At 47.2% G+C, this 17,479-nt stretch carries 14 protein-coding genes; 11 read left to right on the top strand and 3 right to left on the bottom strand.

Features of this window, described 5'->3' with window-relative positions:
• Nucleotides 1-2 precede the first annotated feature (2 nt).
• The 11 genes from WG943_RS05895 (at nt 3) to WG943_RS05945 (ending at nt 11,342) form a co-directional block, all read left to right on the top strand.
• Nucleotides 3-1,049 (top strand): Gfo/Idh/MocA family protein, encoded by a 1,047-nt coding sequence (locus WG943_RS05895; RefSeq protein ID WP_340407443.1) that lies wholly within the window; start codon nt 3-5, stop codon nt 1,047-1,049.
• Between the two features lie 3 nt (nt 1,050-1,052).
• Nucleotides 1,053-2,153 carry a glycosyltransferase gene (locus WG943_RS05900; protein WP_340407445.1) on the top strand — a complete coding sequence of 367 codons (1,101 nt, stop codon included), beginning with the start codon at nt 1,053-1,055 and terminating at the stop codon, nt 2,151-2,153.
• A gap of 235 nt (nt 2,154-2,388) precedes the next feature.
• Entirely contained in the window at nt 2,389-3,531 is a 1,143-nt protein-coding gene (locus tag WG943_RS05905; protein WP_340407447.1) for a CgeB family protein, read from the top strand.
• A complete protein-coding gene (locus tag WG943_RS05910) occupies nt 3,521-4,627 on the top strand; it encodes a CgeB family protein (RefSeq protein ID WP_340407448.1) in 1,107 nt (368 codons plus the stop codon). The genes WG943_RS05905 and WG943_RS05910 overlap by 11 nt, the downstream gene beginning before the upstream one ends.
• Nucleotides 4,624-5,724, top strand: a complete 1,101-nt coding sequence (locus WG943_RS05915; protein WP_340407450.1) for a CgeB family protein — start codon at nt 4,624-4,626, stop codon at nt 5,722-5,724. Before WG943_RS05910 ends, WG943_RS05915 begins: the two co-directional genes overlap by 4 nt.
• A 114-nt stretch (nt 5,725-5,838) precedes the next feature.
• The gene (locus WG943_RS05920; RefSeq protein ID WP_340407452.1) at nt 5,839-6,672 is read left to right on the top strand and encodes a TIGR04290 family methyltransferase; all 834 of its coding nucleotides are present in this window, start codon (nt 5,839-5,841) and stop codon (nt 6,670-6,672) included.
• A gap of 86 nt (nt 6,673-6,758) precedes the next feature.
• Nucleotides 6,759-7,328, top strand: a complete 570-nt coding sequence (locus WG943_RS05925; protein ID WP_340407454.1) for an NUDIX hydrolase — start codon at nt 6,759-6,761, stop codon at nt 7,326-7,328.
• A 491-nt stretch (nt 7,329-7,819) separates the two neighbouring features.
• Entirely contained in the window at nt 7,820-8,404 is a 585-nt protein-coding gene (locus tag WG943_RS05930; protein WP_340407456.1) for a nitroreductase family protein, read from the top strand.
• 10 nt (nt 8,405-8,414) lie between these two features.
• Nucleotides 8,415-9,128, top strand: coding sequence for a pirin family protein (locus tag WG943_RS05935; RefSeq protein WP_340407457.1), 714 nt, complete (start codon nt 8,415-8,417; stop codon nt 9,126-9,128).
• Between the two features lie 127 nt (nt 9,129-9,255).
• Nucleotides 9,256-10,056 (top strand): tellurite resistance TerB family protein, encoded by an 801-nt coding sequence (locus tag WG943_RS05940; protein WP_340407458.1) that lies wholly within the window; start codon nt 9,256-9,258, stop codon nt 10,054-10,056.
• A 101-nt stretch (nt 10,057-10,157) separates the two neighbouring features.
• Nucleotides 10,158-11,342, top strand: coding sequence for a serine hydrolase domain-containing protein (locus WG943_RS05945; protein ID WP_340407459.1), 1,185 nt, complete (start codon nt 10,158-10,160; stop codon nt 11,340-11,342).
• 74 nt (nt 11,343-11,416) lie between these two features.
• On the opposite strand, the gene WG943_RS05950 is transcribed toward WG943_RS05945, so the two are convergent.
• From WG943_RS05950 to WG943_RS05960, 3 genes are all read right to left on the bottom strand, one after another.
• A complete protein-coding gene (locus tag WG943_RS05950) occupies nt 11,417-12,277 on the bottom strand; it encodes a DUF4846 domain-containing protein (RefSeq protein WP_340407460.1) in 861 nt (286 codons plus the stop codon).
• A gap of 224 nt (nt 12,278-12,501) precedes the next feature.
• Nucleotides 12,502-15,777 carry an amidohydrolase family protein gene (locus tag WG943_RS05955; RefSeq protein ID WP_445323623.1) on the bottom strand — a complete coding sequence of 1,092 codons (3,276 nt, stop codon included), beginning with the start codon at nt 15,775-15,777 and terminating at the stop codon, nt 12,502-12,504.
• Between the two features lie 176 nt (nt 15,778-15,953).
• Nucleotides 15,954-17,393 (bottom strand): hypothetical protein, encoded by a 1,440-nt coding sequence (locus WG943_RS05960; protein WP_340407463.1) that lies wholly within the window; start codon nt 17,391-17,393, stop codon nt 15,954-15,956.
• Nucleotides 17,394-17,479 lie beyond the last annotated feature (86 nt).

A 17,479-nucleotide genomic window follows, 5' to 3' on the forward strand; every position in this document is an offset into this window, starting at 1 on the left:
CAATGCAGGAAACTATACTTGACAATGGGGCAACTGTCTCAGCTTCTTCATCATCTACTGTTAGCAAACTAAAACTAGGCTTTCTAGGCGTAGGTTGGATTGGCCGTAACCGTATGGAGGCCATAGCGAACAAGGGAGTAGGCGAAGTAACTTTTATCTCTGATACCGCTGCACCAAATGCAGAAGAAGCTATGAAGAGTGCCCCGGCAGCAAAACAGGTTAACTCGTTGGAGGCAATGCTACAGGAGCCTGACGTAGAAGGTATAGTGATAGCTACGCCAAGTGCTTTTCATGCAGAGCAAAGTATACTTTCGTTAGAGGCCGGTAAGTCTGTTTTCTGCCAGAAGCCCCTGGGCCGCAACGTAGAAGAAACCAAACGGGTAGTTGAAGCCGCTCGTGCTCAAAATAAACTGCTGGGAGTAGACTTATCTTACAGGTTCACTGCAGCTATGCAGGAGGTATTTAAAGTAGTACAAAGCGGAGAGCTAGGACAGATTTATGCAGTTGAACTGGTTTTTCATAACGCTTATGGTCCTGATAAGGCTTGGTTTTACGAGCAGAAGCTTTCCGGGGGAGGCTGTGTGATAGACTTAGGTGTGCATTTAGTAGACCTGGCGCTTTGGAGTATGAACTTCCCGGAGGTAAAGCAGGTGCATAGCCAGCTGTTTGCAAAAGGCAAGCCCATAAGTATGGCCGAGGGCAAGGTAGAAGATTACGCTACGGCAAGTATAGAACTGGAAGGCAATACGCACATACAGTTAAGCTGCTCCTGGAATTTACCAGCCGGACAAGAAGCGATCATCAGCACTACGTTCTACGGTACTGAGGGCGGCGTAGCCTTTAAAAACATCAACGGTTCTTTTTACGACTTTGTGGCAGAGCGCTACTACGGTACTAAAACTGAGCAATTATGTGCACCTCCCGATGAGTGGATGGGCCGTGCCGGTGTAGTATGGGCAGAGCGTGTAGCCAAAGGAGATGGCTTTGATGAGAAAGCCGAGGAATTTATAAAAGTAGCAGAAGTATTAGATAAAATTTACGGAAGATAGATTATGGAAGCACATCACCCTTCAAAGATCCTGATGACGGCTGACACAGTAGGTGGCGTCTGGAATTATTCGCTGGAGCTTGTTAGAGCACTAGCCCCATTTAAAACAGAGGTAGCGTTAGCTACCATGGGCGCACCCCTTACAGAAGAGCAGCGCCGCCAGGCAGAGGATATTGATAATCTGACTGTTTACGAAAGCAGCTATAAGCTCGAGTGGATGGATAATGCCTGGGATGATGTTGAAAAAGCTGGCCAGTGGCTGCTGGAGTTAAAGGACCAGGTGCAGCCAGACCTGGTGCACTTAAACAGCATGGCGCATGGCGCATTGGAGTTTGGAGTGCCAACAGTTGTGGTGGTGCATTCGTGTGTACTCTCGTGGTGGAAAGCGGTAAAAGACGAAGAAGCCCCAAAATCATGGGATAAGTATAAGGAGCTGGTAACGCGTGGCCTTCAGGCTGCCAATATGGTAGTTGCCCCTACTCAAGCTATGATGAACCAGGCAACTACACTTTATGGGCCATTCAAGAAAAGTGCTGTAATCTACAACGGGCGCGGACAGTACGGATTTCAGTTCGGTAAAAAAGAGCCTTTCGTGTTCAGCATGGGCCGCGTATGGGACGAAGCTAAAAACATTTCGATGTTAGCCCATATTGCCTCTGAGTTAAGCTGGCCAGTATACATTGCCGGCGACGATAAGCACCCGGCTACAGGTAAAACCGTTGACCTGGAAAACGTGCATTTTCTTGGAAAACTGTCAGAAAAAGAAGTGTCAGATTGGTTGTCCAGAGCCTCTATTTATGCTTTGCCAGCCAAGTATGAACCGTTTGGCTTAACCATTTTAGAGGCTGCCATGTCGGGTTGTGCTTTAGTGGTGGGCAAGACAGATAGCCAGGCCGAAATTTGGGGTAACGCGGCTAAGTATGTTAACCCAAACAGTGCCGACGAACTGCGCGATACCATTAATAACTTGATAGATGATGAGTTTGGCAGAAACATTATGGCATGCCGCGCTGTGAAACGCTCTCATGGGTATACTTCTACTCCAATGGGCCAGGATTACGACCACATCTACCGCCAGATTATGAAACAGACAGTGACGGTGTAGTTTTAATTGAGTGGATGACTTAATTGCTGATTGCTAGGTTGTTGATTATTAAATGACAGTAAAAACCTTTATGTCATTTCGAGCAAAGTGAAAAATATGGAGTATTTCATGATTCCACACTGTATCAGATTTGTCCCGTAGGTCGAATGACAATATAGCACTTACTCAGTTGCTCATCCACTCATTTTAATCGCCACATTCACTCGATCGCTTATCCACTCATTCAGAATTAAATATGCATATAGTCCTTTTCTACCATTCCATACTTTCTGACTGGAACCATGGCAACGCACACTTTCTCAGAGGCATTGTAAAAGAACTGGAGGAAAGGGGCCACCAGGTGCAGGTGTATGAGCCGGAGAATGGCTGGAGTTTGCAAAACCTGATTGATGGTTATGGAAAGGAAAAGCTGGACGAATTGCAGCAATATTATCCGGGCATCAATACCAATTTTTATACACTGGGAAGTATAAATCTGGATGCCGCGTTGAAAGGTGCAGACCTGGTGCTGGTGCACGAATGGAACGAGCACGAGTTGGTAAAACGCATTGGCGATCACAGAGCCAGCGGCGCAAAGTATAAGCTGCTTTTCCACGACACCCACCACCGCGCCGTAACCGAGCGTGAAAGTATGGCCAAATATGACCTAACACACTACGACGGTGTGCTGGCGTTCGGTCAAAAGATACGCGATTTATACTTACAGGAGGGCTGGACTAAAAAAGCCTGGACCTGGCACGAAGCTGCTGACACCTCAGTATTCTACCCACACGAAAGGAAAAAGTATGAAGGAGACCTGGTTTGGATCGGTAACTGGGGAGATGAGGAGCGTACCGCAGAACTGCACGAATTTCTGATAAACCCGGTAAAAGAACTGGGACTGAAGGCGAAAATCTATGGAGTTCGTTACCCGGAGCATGCTCGTAAAGCCTTGGCAGATGCAGGTATCGAGTACGGTGGTTGGCTGCCAAATTATAAGGCACCGGAAGAGTTTGCCAAGTATAAAGTTACCGTGCACGTACCGCGTAGACCTTATGTAGAAGCGCTGCCGGGCATCCCGACTATTCGTCCGTTCGAGGCCATGGCCTGTGGTATTCCGCTCATTTCATCTCCTTGGGATGATGCTGAAAATCTGTTTGCACCTGGCGAGGATTTCTTAGTGGCCCGCAACGGCGAAGAGATGAAAAAGCACCTGCAAGCAATACTGAATGATCCGCAGAAAGCTTGTGAAGTATCAGGACACGGTTTCCATACTATAAACAGCCGCCATACCTGTGCCCACCGCGTGGATGAATTGGAAAAAGTATGTGAGGAGTTGGGTATTAGAGCATCAAAAATTTATCTCACCACAAAAGAGCAAGCCTTGCATGAAGAATAAAAAGCTGAACATCGCTTTCTTTGGCTCTAGCCTTGTATCGGCTTATTGGAACGGTGCAGCCACTTATTACCGCGGTATTGTGCGTGCCCTAAACGAGCGCGGCCATCATATTACATTCTATGAACCTGATGCTTATGACCGCCAGCAAAACCGCGACATGGACGACCCGGATTGGGCAACAGTAGTAGTGTATGAGGCCACAGAAGAAGCAGCCCACAAGTGTTTAGAAGCCGCAGCAGATGCCGACATGGTCGTAAAGGCCAGCGGCGTAGGTGTGTTCGATGAGTTGCTGGAGCGTGAGGTGCTTAAATTGCAGAATGATAATCGCTTAGTGGTGTTTTGGGATGTAGATGCCCCTGCGACATTGGATCGTGTGCACAACAACCCAAATGACCCTTTCTTGCAGCTGATTCCGCAATACGATATGATTCTGACTTATGGCGGTGGCGACCCAGTGGTAAACGCTTACGAAGCCTTGGGTGCTAAAAAGTGCGTGCCGATTTATAATGCCTTAGATACAGCTACGCATTTTCCGGTGGCGCCTGATGCACTCTTTGATTGCGACCTTGCCTTTTTGGGTAACCGTTTGCCAGACCGTGAGGCGCGTGTAGATGAGTTTTTCCTGAAGCCGGCAGCGCTGGAGTTAAACAAGAAGTTTATTATAGGGGGTAGCGGCTGGGGCGATAAGCAGATGTCGGAGAACGTAACCTACATCGGCCACGTGTACACCAAAGACCATAACGCCTTTAACTGCACACCAAAAGCCGTGCTCAACATCAGCCGCGAAAGTATGGCCCGTTATGGTTTTTCGCCGGCCACGCGTGTGTTTGAGGCAGCCGGAGCCGGAGTCTGCATCATCACTGATTATTGGGAGGGCATCGATTTCTTTTTTGAGCCTGATAAGGAAATTCTGGTAGCTAAAGACGGAGCCGAAGTTGCCGCCATACTTTCAGGCTTGTCAGAACAAAAAGCTAAAGCCGTAGGAGAGGCCGCTTACAAAAAAGCACTCGCCGCGCATACCTACAACCACAGGGCTGAACAGCTCGAGAAACTGCTGTACGCGAAAGTTAAACAACCAAACGAAGCATTGGCATGAACATCGTTATACTAGGTTTGTCTATCACCTCCAGTTGGGGCAACGGCCACGCCACTACCTTTCGGGGGCTGGTGCGCGAGCTGAATAATCAAGGTCATCAAATAACTTTTCTGGAGCGGGACGTGCCGTGGTATGCCAGCCATCGCGACCTAACAAACCCGGAGTACTGCCAGCTCGAGCTTTATACTTCGCTGAATGACCTGAAACAGCGTTTTACCGAGCATGTGCGTGAGGCTGACTTTGTAATGGTAGGATCGTATGTGCCGGAGGGTGTGCAGGTCGGCGAGTGGGTGATCAAAACGGCCCAAGGTATAAAATCTTTCTACGACATCGATACGCCGGTAACACTGGCAAAGCTGGAACGTGAAGACTACGAGTACCTGCACCCGAACCTGATACCAAAGTATGATCTGTACTTATCGTTTACCGGTGGGCCAACGCTGGATGTGCTGCAGAAAAAGTATGGCTCACCGATGGTAAGGCCGCTTTACTGCTCCTTCGATCCAACGTTATACTATCCGGAGTTAAGAGAAATAAAGTGGGATTTAGGTTACTTGGGCACTTACTCCGACGACCGCCAGCCTCCGCTGGAGAAGCTGATGCTGGATGCGGCCCGTGAATGGAAAGAAGGCAGGTTTGTAGTGGCTGGTCCGCAGTACCCGGAAAGTATAAAATGGCCGGAAAATACGCAGCATTTACACCACCTGCCACCGGCAGAGCACAGGCATTTTTACAACAGCCAACGCTTTACGCAAAACATAACCCGGGCCGACATGATTAAGGCTGGTTACTCACCGAGCGTGCGGTTGTTCGAGGCAGCGGCTTGCTGCACACCCATTATTTCGGACTACTGGGACGGCCTAAACAGCTTCTTTAAGATTGGAGAGGAGATCTTGGTAGCAAAATCAGCGAAAGATACCTTGTGCTACCTGCGTGAGATCTGTAAATCTGAGCGAAAGCTAATTGGTGAACGTGCTCGCCGGAAAGTGCTGAAAAACCATACCGCCGCACACAGGGCGCAGGAACTGGTAAGCTACGCAGAAAAGCTGATGACAGTGAGAAAATCTAAAATTACTGTAACCTCTGTAGCCTTTTAAGGGTAATGATAAATATCACGTGATGAAGGGTAGCCCAAACAAGGCGCCCTTTTTTCTTTTGTATCATTCATTATTGCGCCTTCGTAAGCTGATACATCTTCATACATTTTTACAATGCTTATCGAAATGCAGCAGGAGATAGCGCAGTTAGGACCCTGGTTCCACAACATACACCTACCCAACGGAGAACAAACCGCACCCAACCATACTTTAGGAGATTTTCCATACTTTAAATGGAAGGAGCTGGAGCCACACATACCTCAGGACCTAAGTGGTTGGCAAGTGCTGGATATTGGCTGCAACGCCGGGTTTTATAGTATAGAGCTGGCCAAGCGCGGTGCTAATGTGCTGGGTATTGATGTAGATCCGCATTACCTGCGTCAGGCCGAGTGGGTAGCAAAGCAGTTTGGCTTACAAGAAAAAATTGAGCTAAAGCAGATGCAGGTATACGATTTGGCCCGACTGGATCGTCAATTTGACTTGATCTGGTACATGGGAGTGCTGTACCACCTGCGTTACCCCTTGCTTTCGCTGGACATACTTTCGCAGAAGTGCCGCAACATGATGGTGTTTCAGACGCTCACTATGCCAGGTAAAGAAGTAGCCAATGTGCCCAACGATTTCGGGATAAATGACCGCAAGCGCATGCTTGATGAAGGCTGGCCTAAAATGGCATTTATCGAGAAACGCATGGCCGGAGATGTTACCAATTGGTGGGCTCCAAACCATGCCGCCATTGAAGCCATGCTGCGCTCCTGTGGGTTCAGGGTAACGTTGCAGCCGGGGCATGAGCTGTATATTTTGGAGGTAGATGAGCAACTGAAGCAGCAACAGCAATGGAACCTGTCGGAGTATCTTTCTGCTACCGGGCAGGACTGGCAGGAGGCGGTAAAGACGAAAGTAGCCGAAAAAAATACTTATATGGTTAACTCAAGCGGCCAGCAATAAAGTATAAAAGTATAAAATCCAGCATCGCCGCGCTTGCTGCAAAGTAAGTGTGGCTTTTTTTACGTCTATTCATTTAACTTGCAAGCATGTCTGCAAATAAACACACCCCAAGTACAAAGCATTGGAAAGTGCTTAAATCTGAACTTGTATTTGATGATAAATGGTACAAACTGCGCCGAGATGAGGTAGAACTACCCAATGGCATTGTGATGGATGATTATTACGTAAGCGTACGGCCCGACGTGGTTCTCACGTTTCCGGTAACTGAAAGCGGTGAGGTAATTTTTGTGCGCCAGTATAAACATGCTGCAGCTGGTATTTTTTTGGAATTGCCAGGCGGTGTGATCGATGCACATGAAAATTACCCTCAGGAGGCCGCAAAGCGTGAGTTACTCGAAGAAACCGGCTATACTTCGGATGATGTGGAATTGGTGGCGGAGGTGATTGATAACCCAACCAAAGACACAAATAAGATATACTTTTACTTGGCCAGAAACGCTTATAAAGTAGCAGAACAAGACCTGGACGAAAGCGAAAGTATAGAGGTACTAAAAGTGCCGATTGATGAGGTAGAAAGTATGGTGCTTAGTGGTAAGATCTGTGTGTCTGGTTCTGTAGCGCTTTGCCTGCTGGCTCTCAGGAAGCTGGGAGTTTAGGTATAAGTTATTCGTGTTTCGGATTGAATAGGCACAATACATTGAATAGGCACAATACTTTGCGTCTTATTTCTTCTGATGATAAAGAACTCGTAGTGTCCAAAGATACTGCGAGCGTCTGGGGTGGAATAGTTGTGCCTATAGAGGCAGGCAAATTCAGAATGAGTGGAAGAGTGAATATCTGTATACCAAACTTTTCAATTTTCTAACTTTTCAGACGCTCGCGGGTCGTAAAGACACCTCGAGGCTTTGTAGTTTTACCTTTTTCTGTAGACTCTCATTTAAAGCCTACGGCATTTCTAATTTATACTTTAGGGGTATGAGTCTAAACTTATATCGTCCCACTAAGTTTCCTTTTAAAATCTTTAGACTTAAATAGTAGGAACTCATGAAATAAAATTAATGTTATGTTTGTACATTAAATGTACGTACATTAAATTTGTGACGTTGTTGCATCGCAATATCATGAGACAACCTAAAAAAGTATAAACATGACATCAACAGAAACTAATATAGCAATTCATAACCTAATCGAGAAACGTTGGAGCCCAAGAGCGTTCGCTGATACCGCTGTAGAGCAGGAGCAAATCGATTCTCTTTTTGAGGCAGCACGCTGGGCACCATCTGCCATGAACGAGCAGCCGTGGCGCTTTATCTATGCTACTAAAGATGATAAAGAAGCTTATGACCGCCTGCTTAGCTGTCTGGTGGAGGCAAACCAGGTGTGGGCAAAAAATGCTCCGGTACTTTTTGTGTCGGTAGCTAAAAAAACGTATGACTTTAACGGAAACCCTAACGGCCATGCATGGCATGATGTAGGCATGGCAACAGCCAGTTTGGTGCTGCAGGCTACAGAGCTGGACCTGCATGTGCATTTAATGGGAGGCTATAACGCTACCAAGGCACGTGAGGTACTTGAAATTCCGGAAGGTTTTGAACCTGTAGCAATGGGTGCTGTGGGGTATGTTGGCGATCCGGAGCAATTACCGGAGCAGCTTAAGGCAAGAGAGTTAGCACCACGGCAGCGTAAGCCTTTAAACGAAATTGTATTTAACGGTAAATGGGAGCAGAAATAAGTATAAAACTATGAGCAGGAAAGTAATCCACAGAGCTAACACACGCGGCCACGCCAACCACGGCTGGCTGAATTCTTACCACAGCTTCAGCTTTGCCAGCTACTACAATCCGGAGCGCATGGGTTTTGGCCTGCTGCGTGTGCTAAACGATGATACCGTAGCACCGGGCATGGGTTTTGGCGCACATCCCCATGATAACATGGAGATTGTTTCTATACCTTTGGCAGGAGCTTTAGCACATAAAGACAGCACCGGCAATGAGAAAACCATTCGCACAAACGAGGTACAGATTATGTCGGCGGGTACAGGAATTGTACACTCAGAGTATAACTACTCTAAAACCGATCAGGTAAAGTTTCTGCAAATCTGGGTGTTTCCGAAAGAGCGTGGAATAAAACCGCGTTACGATCAAAAGTCTTTTAAGCCAGAAGACCGCCAGAACAAGCTGCAAACGGTAGTATCGCCAGAGAAAGATAACGGTGCCATCTGGATCAATCAGGATGCTTGGTTCACGCTTGGAAGCCTAAAACCTGGTTTCGCTGAGGAGTATAAGTTGCACGACGCGGCGCACGGTGTATATGCTTTTGTGTTGGAAGGGGAAGTAGAGATAGACGGTGAAAAGCTTAGCAAGCGCGATGGCATGGAAATAACTGATGCTGATAGCTTTACCATAAAGGCTGATGCCGATGCAGAACTTCTGCTGATGGAAGTACCGATGAAATAAATTTCCTTTCTGATAGTTTACGAAGGCTCTGTGGCACATGCCGCAGGGCCTTCTGCTTTTTATGCAGTAACCCGTTCAACTTAAGTAATCGCCTGTCGTTAAGTTTATTTTACACCAATAAAAAGCTATGGAACAAGAAGAAACCGTTTTACTGAAGGATTACTCCAACGAAGAGAAAGGTGCCTATCTAGGCGCTTTGGCTACTGTGGCCGCTGTAGATGGCAAGGCATCGGAAGAAGAGCTGGAGTTTTTGGGTATACTATGCGAAGCCGCAGAGATGCCTGAAAACGTGGAGCAGGAGGTGGTGCAGATTGCACAGAATCCCTCGCAGATAAACCTGCAAAAATGCCTGGATGTGCTAAAGCAGAGTCAGCTGCGATTCCCGTTTATTTCAGATATCATCGCCTTCGCGAAAGCCGATGGAAAGTATACCCCTGATGAGCAAAAGCACATACAAGAAATTGCTGACTACCTGCAGGTGGATCAGAAGCAGTACAGCATTCTGGAGCAGTATGTGAATAAGGCTGAGGATGCACAACAGCACGGCGAAGACCCAACTTCCAACGCATTCCTGAACAAAAATGGTTTTGGGGATATGTTTAAAAATGCTGGAATCTCCCCGGGCATGGTGAAAGGCATGTTAGGAGTTGTAGCGCCGCTTGTAATTGCCGGCATGATGCGGCGCGGTGGCAGGCGCAGAGGTATGATGGGTGGTATGGGAGGCATGGCTACTGGTGGTCTGTTAGGCGGCTTGTTAAGCGGAATGATGGGAGGCGGGGGCTACCGCAGATCCAGCGGAATGGGTTCTATGGCATCTATACTTGGCGGATTAAACGGCAGGCGTGGCTACGGCAGCATGGGTTCCGGAGGGTTAGGCGGCTTGCTTGGAGGCATACTTGGTGGCCGCAGAAAAGGTGGAGGCTGGTAAAAGTAAAAACCGGACTTAGGTCAGGTTTACTCTTCGGGTTCTAGGTTAGAACATGTGCAGCTAATTTCGTAGATTGAGCAGGTATACATAACCTGAAAGCTATGCTTAAAAATACTGTATTTGCTTTGGTGTTCGCCCTTGGCTTATCTGCCTGCCAGCAGCAACCACAGCAAACAACCACTACTGCACAAACCCAATCAGCATCCGAAACTAAATATTATTATCCTGAAGAAGGTGACAATTGGGAACGCAAAAATCCGGAAGAGGTAGGTATGGATCCCGCTTTGCTGCAAGAGGCTGTGGAGTGGGCGAAGATGCAGGAAACAACGCAGATCGAAAAAGATTTCTCTACCCAAAAAGAGATTTTTGGAGAACCGCTTGGCCCGCTACCAACTACACGCGCTACTACAAACGGTATCATCTTAAAAAACGGCTACATTGTAGCTGAGTGGGGAGATACCAAAGCTGTTGACCCAACTTATAGTGTTGCTAAAAGCTTCTTGTCTACTATACTTGGCCTTACCATCGACAAAGGCATGATAGAAAGTATAAACGACCCGGTGGCAAAGTATGTAAACGACGGCGGTTATGATTCGGAGCACAACCGCAAAATAACCTGGGAGCATCATGCGCGACAAACATCGGAATGGGAAGGAGAAATGTGGGGTAAAAAGCATGACTTCATAGGCAAAGAAGCCTTTGGCCGTGGAGAGCGCAAACCACGTGAGATCCAAGAACCCGGCAGCTTTTATGAGTACAACGATACCCGTATCAACCGTTTTGCTTTATCGCTGCTACGCCTGTGGGAGAAGCCATTGCCGGAAGTGCTGGAGGACGAAATTATGGACCCGATAAACGCCTCAGAAACCTGGAAGTGGGTGCCTTATAAAAACTCTATTGTAGAGATAAACGGCAAGCAAATGCCATCTGTAAGTGGCGGCACGCGCTGGGGTGGTGGCCTTTGGATAAACACCCGCGACGAAGCCCGTTTCGGTTACCTGTTCCTGCGCAATGGCCGCTGGAAAGACAAGCAGCTGGTGTCGGAGAAATGGATAAAAGAAGCAACCACACGCGGCAATGTTGGCTTAGATTACGGCTACCTGTGGTGGCTGAACACCGAAGGCAAGGCCTGGCCGGATGCCCCTACTATTAGTTACGCAGCCTTAGGCGCCGGACAGAATACTGTATGGATAGACCCGGAGCATGATATTGTGATTGTATGGCGTTGGCATGATGGAAAGCAGAATGAGTTGTTTAAGCGAGTACTGGCGGCGGTGAAGGAGTAGCTATTTGTTGCTGATTTTATTGCAGAAACCATGGCGCGAGCGTAGACGCTCGCGCCATGGTTTCTGCAAATGAGTTAGATCCGCTTTAACTGACTCTTCTGAAAAGTCCACTCAGGAGTAAGAAGTGGTCCTTTGAAGTTTGTATTGTACCACGGGCTGGTATTTGGATTCATTGGATTTTTAAGAATCTGTATTTCCTGAGCAGGCATGTAGCTTTGCGCGAGTATAAAAAGCTTCTCACCCGTTTGCTCATTTACAGCCATATCCATTACTATAACTGCATGGCCCGGACTGCCGCCTTTAATAAACACATCTCCGATTTGCAAGTTATCTATGGTGATAGCTTTCATTTCTTTCTCTAATGAAAGCGTGCCAGCGTAGGTAAAAACAATTTTCAAATACTCCCGAAACGAACTATAGCTTATAGCTGGTGCCGCCTTCTTAGTCCAGTTTACATTATTTCCTTTTACGTTTACTCTATAGCCCTGCTGCCACTTATTATAGTCTGCTTTAAAGCCGTTCGTAAAATTAAAGTGTATGTCGTTGTAGCGCTTCTGCCCATACATGTACTCTGCCCTTAAGCGCATAATGGCATCTGCACATTGCTGCAGATCATAGTTGCCCACATCAATATCCAGTACTGCATCATAGATACCATCATTCGGCTTTACTGCGCCATTATAGTAGTACACGCTAGCTCCGTGTGGCTTAAGCTTGAAGTTCTGTAGATAGGTTGCAAATGAACTTGCAGGTGGTTTAACTCTGCTGAAACCTTGTGGTGCAGGAAATCTTTCCGCTACTGTTTTACCCGATGGGTTTACTTCTGCCTTTAACTCGGCTATAGTTGCAGAAGGTCTTTCATTATTTACCTGTTCAGCATTGGTGTTACAGGAAGTAAGTAAAAACAGAAGTATAGGAGAAAGATAGCGGTTCATAAGTTTGTTTCTTTTATGGAAGATAATGTAAAACTAGTTGTAACGCAATGGTTTTAACAGACGCTCGCAGCGTGCGCAGCTTCTGCGAGCGTCTGACAATTTGAGGACCTTCTGCTTCATAAGTTAGACGCTCGCGGAACCTTCATATACCGCGAGGTATGTTAAAACAAAAAGCGGCTGCCCCACCAGGAGCAGCCGCTTTCTATACTTTATACCTATTTATGTTAATGACGGCAAGTACAATGTTCACCGGCAATACCTTCGAAGCGGGTGTCGGTACCTTCGTGCCAATCAAAAGCAGTAGCAGTACGGCTGTTTTCCCACCAGAACTTGCCTGGCTGCTTGTTATAGTTGCCCATTTCTGCCATCGTAGCGGCATCGTACAGGCGACCATTCACCATGGTATACTTCACGTGCTCGGTGTTCTGGATGTTCTCCAATGGGTTCTGGTCCAGCACGATTAAGTCAGCTAGTTTACCGGCTTCTAATGAGCCTAGTTCTTTGCCCATGCCCAGGTATTCTGCACCGTTTAAAGTAGCGGCACGAAGCGCCTCCAGGTTTGTCATGCCGCCTTGCTGCAGCATCCAAAGTTCCCAATGTGCGCCTAAGCCTTGTAGCTGACCGTGAGCACCCAAGTTTACTTTTATACCGGCATCAGTTAATTGCTTACAAGCTTCTGATGTTAGGATATGGCCGTGCTTATACTCTTCGTCTGGCACAAGCGTTACACGGCGAGAACGACCATCAATGATAGAACGTGGAGTAAACTTCAAGAGACGTTCTTTATCCCAAGCATTGGTTTTCTGATACCAGTAGTACTCACCGGAGTTACCGCCGTAGTTCACAATCAGGGTAGGAGTGTAGCCTGTTTCGGATGCTTTCCATACTTCTACCACGTCTTTGTAAAGCGGCGCAACCGGAATGTTGTGCTCAATTCCTGAGTGACCGTCCAAGATCATGCTCATGTTGTGGAAAAACGTAGAACCACCTTCCGGTACTACTGTCATGTCCAGTTCACGGGCAGCCTGAATAATTTGCTGGCGCTGCTCACGGCGTGGCTGATTGTAGCTCTTCACCGAGAAACCGCCGATTGCTTTTAAGCGGCGCAGGTGCGAACGCGCATCGTCAATACCATTTACAACGGCTTTAAAGTTACCATCGGCACCGTAAAGTATGGTACCCGTAGAGTAGATACGCGGCCCAACCATCTTTCCGGCTTTCACGGCTTCCGACTGGCTGAACACCATTTCGGTAGTGGATGATGGGTCGTGAGTGGTTGTTACACCGTAGGCCAAATTAGCGTAGTATGACCATTGCTTTTGCGGACTCATTCCCAAACGGAAAGTACCCAGGTGTGCGTGAACGTCTACAATACCCGGCATGATTGTTTTACCGGCAGCATCAATCACCTTTGCATCTTTTGGAACGTTTACACTCTTGCCGACAGCCACAATTTTGTTGCCGTCCACTACAATTGTTCCGCCTTCAATCACTTCATTGCCTTTCATGGTAATGATACGCGCATTAGTGAAAGCTACTTTGCCTTCCGGAGTGTCCGTGTTCAGTACCAGACCAATCTTCATACCAGTCGTGTCGATGGCAGGCAGTTTATCAGGAGCGCCTTCCACAAAAGTGAAGCGGTTTTTCAGGTCGTTCGAGAAATACTCGTCACCCAGCACCCAGTTTACTTTCTTGCTGTCGCCTGACCAATGCACACTAGTACCGGCGTCGCGGGTGAAGCGGGCAACCGGAACTGCTTTTGTCTCTGCGCTTAGATCCAAGCCAGAACCGTTTGCTGTAAACGGAGCCACATAGCCGTTAAACAACTCTACAAAGGCAATCCACTTGTTGTCAGGGCTTGGGTAGAATTGCTCGGTATACTTAGAAGTATAGTGCGTTTGCTCTTCTTTACCTTTCAGGTCCACACTTTTAAAAGCATACTTATCTCCGGCACGGGCCGTGAAGAAAATGCGGTCAGAAGTAGCATTGAAAAGTGGCGAAGAACCGTTTTTCTGCACAAAAGAAGGCTTGCCACCATCAGCAGACATGTAATATATACCACGATCATTGCCGTGTGCATAGCCCATATGGTTGTTTCCGCTTTCTTTATTGTAAACAATCAGTTTACTGTCTGGTGAGAACACCGGGTTGGAGTAGAATCCTTTTTCAGAAGTAAGCTTCACCGGCTTTGGGTTCTTCTTGCGGATGTCCAGCTTCATGATGTTGCTGTAGTTGTCATCGTTCCAGGTGGCGTACACGATGTGCTTACCATCCGGAGAGAAGGAAGGATAGAACTCGAAGTCTGTGCTATTAGTAATACGCTCTGGCTTACCGTTTGGCAACTCTTTCTTGTAGATATGTCCGGCTGCGTTAAATACCAGTAGTTTTCCATCAGGAGAGGTTACTGCATGGCGGATAGCCTTTGCTTCGAACTGTTTCGGCGACATACCGCCGTTCTTGCTGAAGTCATGGCGAACGGCATCGGCAATGTAATGCGTGGCAGTAGCCTCGAAAGGAATGTTTGTTACCTTCTGGTTGGCAATATCAATCTTGTTGATCTTGCCATTAGCCCAGTACACAATGCTCTTGTTGTCTGGTGTCCAGGAGAAAGACGGGTACACACCGAAGATGGCCCAGGCTTCCTGCTGGTCTTTGCTCAGCTTATCGGTTATCGGCCATTGCTCCCCGGTTTTCAAGTCCTGCACAAAAAGCACAGATTTAGTTCTTACACGACGTACAAAGGCAATATGCTTGCCATCGCGGGAGATGGTTGGGCGAACAGAACCACCGTTTCCAGTTACCACATTTTCGATCTCACCTGTGTTGCGGTCTACTCTGCGGATAACATAGATCTGGCCGTTCGGGTCTTTATTGTATTCGAAGGTAGAGCCACCGCTCATGTCCTCTGAGTAGTAAACATACTTTCCGTCCGGCGACACGAATGGCTCACCGGCATCCTGCTGATCGTTTTTGCGCTTGGTGAGCTGCACACCTGCGCCGCCTGAGCGGTGGTACATCCACATCTCGCCGGCACCCAACGAGCGGGTATTCGTAAAGTGCTTACGCGCGATCAGATACTGGCCATCCGGTGTCCAGACAGCATTGTTCAGCAAGCGGAAGTTTTCTGTCGTAATCTGCTTGGCATCAGAGCCGTCGCGTTTCATGATCCAGATGTTATCGCCACCACCTGCATCGGAAGTGAAAGAAATAAACTGGCCATCCGGGCTGAAACGTGGCTGTACTTCGTAAGGGCGACCTGTACGCAGCAGCTTTGCCTTGCCACCAGAAATCGGCATGATGTAAATATCGCCGAGCATATCGAATACGATCTCTTTGCCATCCGGACTTACGTCCAGGCTCATCCAGGTGCCTTCGTCGGTGGTAACGGTGATTTCTTTTTCTTTTCCGTGGGCAGTATCCACTTTCCACTTCTTGTCATCTTTTTTGTCCTGTGCAACTGCGGTGCCTAAAGGTAAGGCCAAAGCCGCCGCCAGAATCATACTCATATAAGTACGTTTCTTCATGGTAGGGTGAAAAAGTTAGTTTAGTTGTTCCTCAAAGATAAGCATTTAACCGCAAATTAAGAGGATTAAGTATGATTTGGGCTTTATGTACCTGGCGCCACCTTTGCGTTTACGGCAGTTATACTTATTGTAAAGACTACAAGGGGTATACTTTAGAAAGTCATACGGCCATACCGGTAAAATTCGGGCCCCATGCCGATTACGATATATTCTGTATTAGATAGCTCGTAAGCAGAGCAGGGCCTGAGGTAAAAGCCATGGTCTCGGCCAGTTTGTGTTTGGTTTAATCGTTTTATGTTTTGCTTTCCGTCCGGAAGTATACTTACCAACACTGGCGTTTTTAAAGTATACTTATGGCTAAACATAGCGATGTTATCTTGTAGCTTGTTATATTCAAAGTTAAGGTAAAGTACTCGGAGAGTATCCTGCACTATGGCAGCAAAGTATGAGCGTATGGTGTTTTGCTTATTAGTGCCGTTTTGCAGCTTATTTATACTAGTGGCAAATACAGGAGTGCCGTTCTGGCGCAGCTTTATCAGAATAATATCATTATTATGGTACACCATGGTTCCTGCTCTGTCCTCGTTAACACATACCTCGCCCAGTAAGTAAAGGCCACCACTGCTGAGCGGAATTACTTTGTCGAGGTGCAGGTTGCGTAAACGTTGGCTGTTATCGTTGTCAGGTTTAAAGCGTTTGTAATCAGATATGAATTGCCTGCTGAAAGAGGTGTAGGCGGAAAAAGGGTTCTGCATGTTGTGCTTCTCTATTCTGTAGATAAACGTGCCCACTGGTTCCGGGTGATGACTGGCCACAGAGCTCGACGGTGACATATATCCTGCTACAACTACGTTGCCATCTGGTGTAGCGGTTAGCTTTGCACTAAGAGGCCTGTAATCCATGTGCCCTAATACCAGTAGGCTCTGGGTGCCGTTCTTTTTGTTAAACTGATACAGGTAGTATGCTGTGGTTGCCGGTGCGGCGGCTGGTGCTTTAGCTAAAAGGTAAACAGTGCCATCTGGCTGCACCAGCAATTCTTCTGCGTTACCACTTATGGTCAAGTGCTGCGACCAGTTAGTGCTGAAGGAACCTGTTAGTAAGGTTACTGTACTCTTGTTACTGCCTGTTATTAATACAGCAACTGCAGCGTCATCTTCGGATGTTTCTATGATGGTTTTTTCGCCGGCTACACCCTGTGCTACAACTTTTATCTGGGAGTGGTAATTGCCATTGTGACTGATCTCTTGCGCATATACCTGTGTTTCACCGTCGCCGGTACTGCTTGAGAACAAGTATAACCTGCTTTTTATCATCTGCACGCTATGAAAGTCGGCCTTATGCCCATCAGGCGTATGAGGCAGCAATGCAGTAGTCCAAAAGCGCTTGTGCTGCGGGTCGTAATGCTCTAAGGTAATTTGTTCATTTACTGTGTAAGTAGCGTAAAAGCCATCTTCATCCACACCTATTATATCTAATTTGTCGAGCTGGCCGAATTTTCGATTTAACTTTTCTCCCCATTTAAACTGAGGCTCTTGAGAAATAACAGGTATAGCGTAAAAAAGAATAACTATATATAGTAGAACAAATCTCATATTACATTATACATTTTTATACGAGTGCAATTGTGCAGGGTATAAAAAAACAGCAACCTGTTATCAAGCTGCTGTTTAATTTGGGA

The sequence above is a fragment of the Pontibacter sp. H249 genome, assembly GCF_037892465.1.
Taxonomy (GTDB): domain Bacteria; phylum Bacteroidota; class Bacteroidia; order Cytophagales; family Hymenobacteraceae; genus Pontibacter.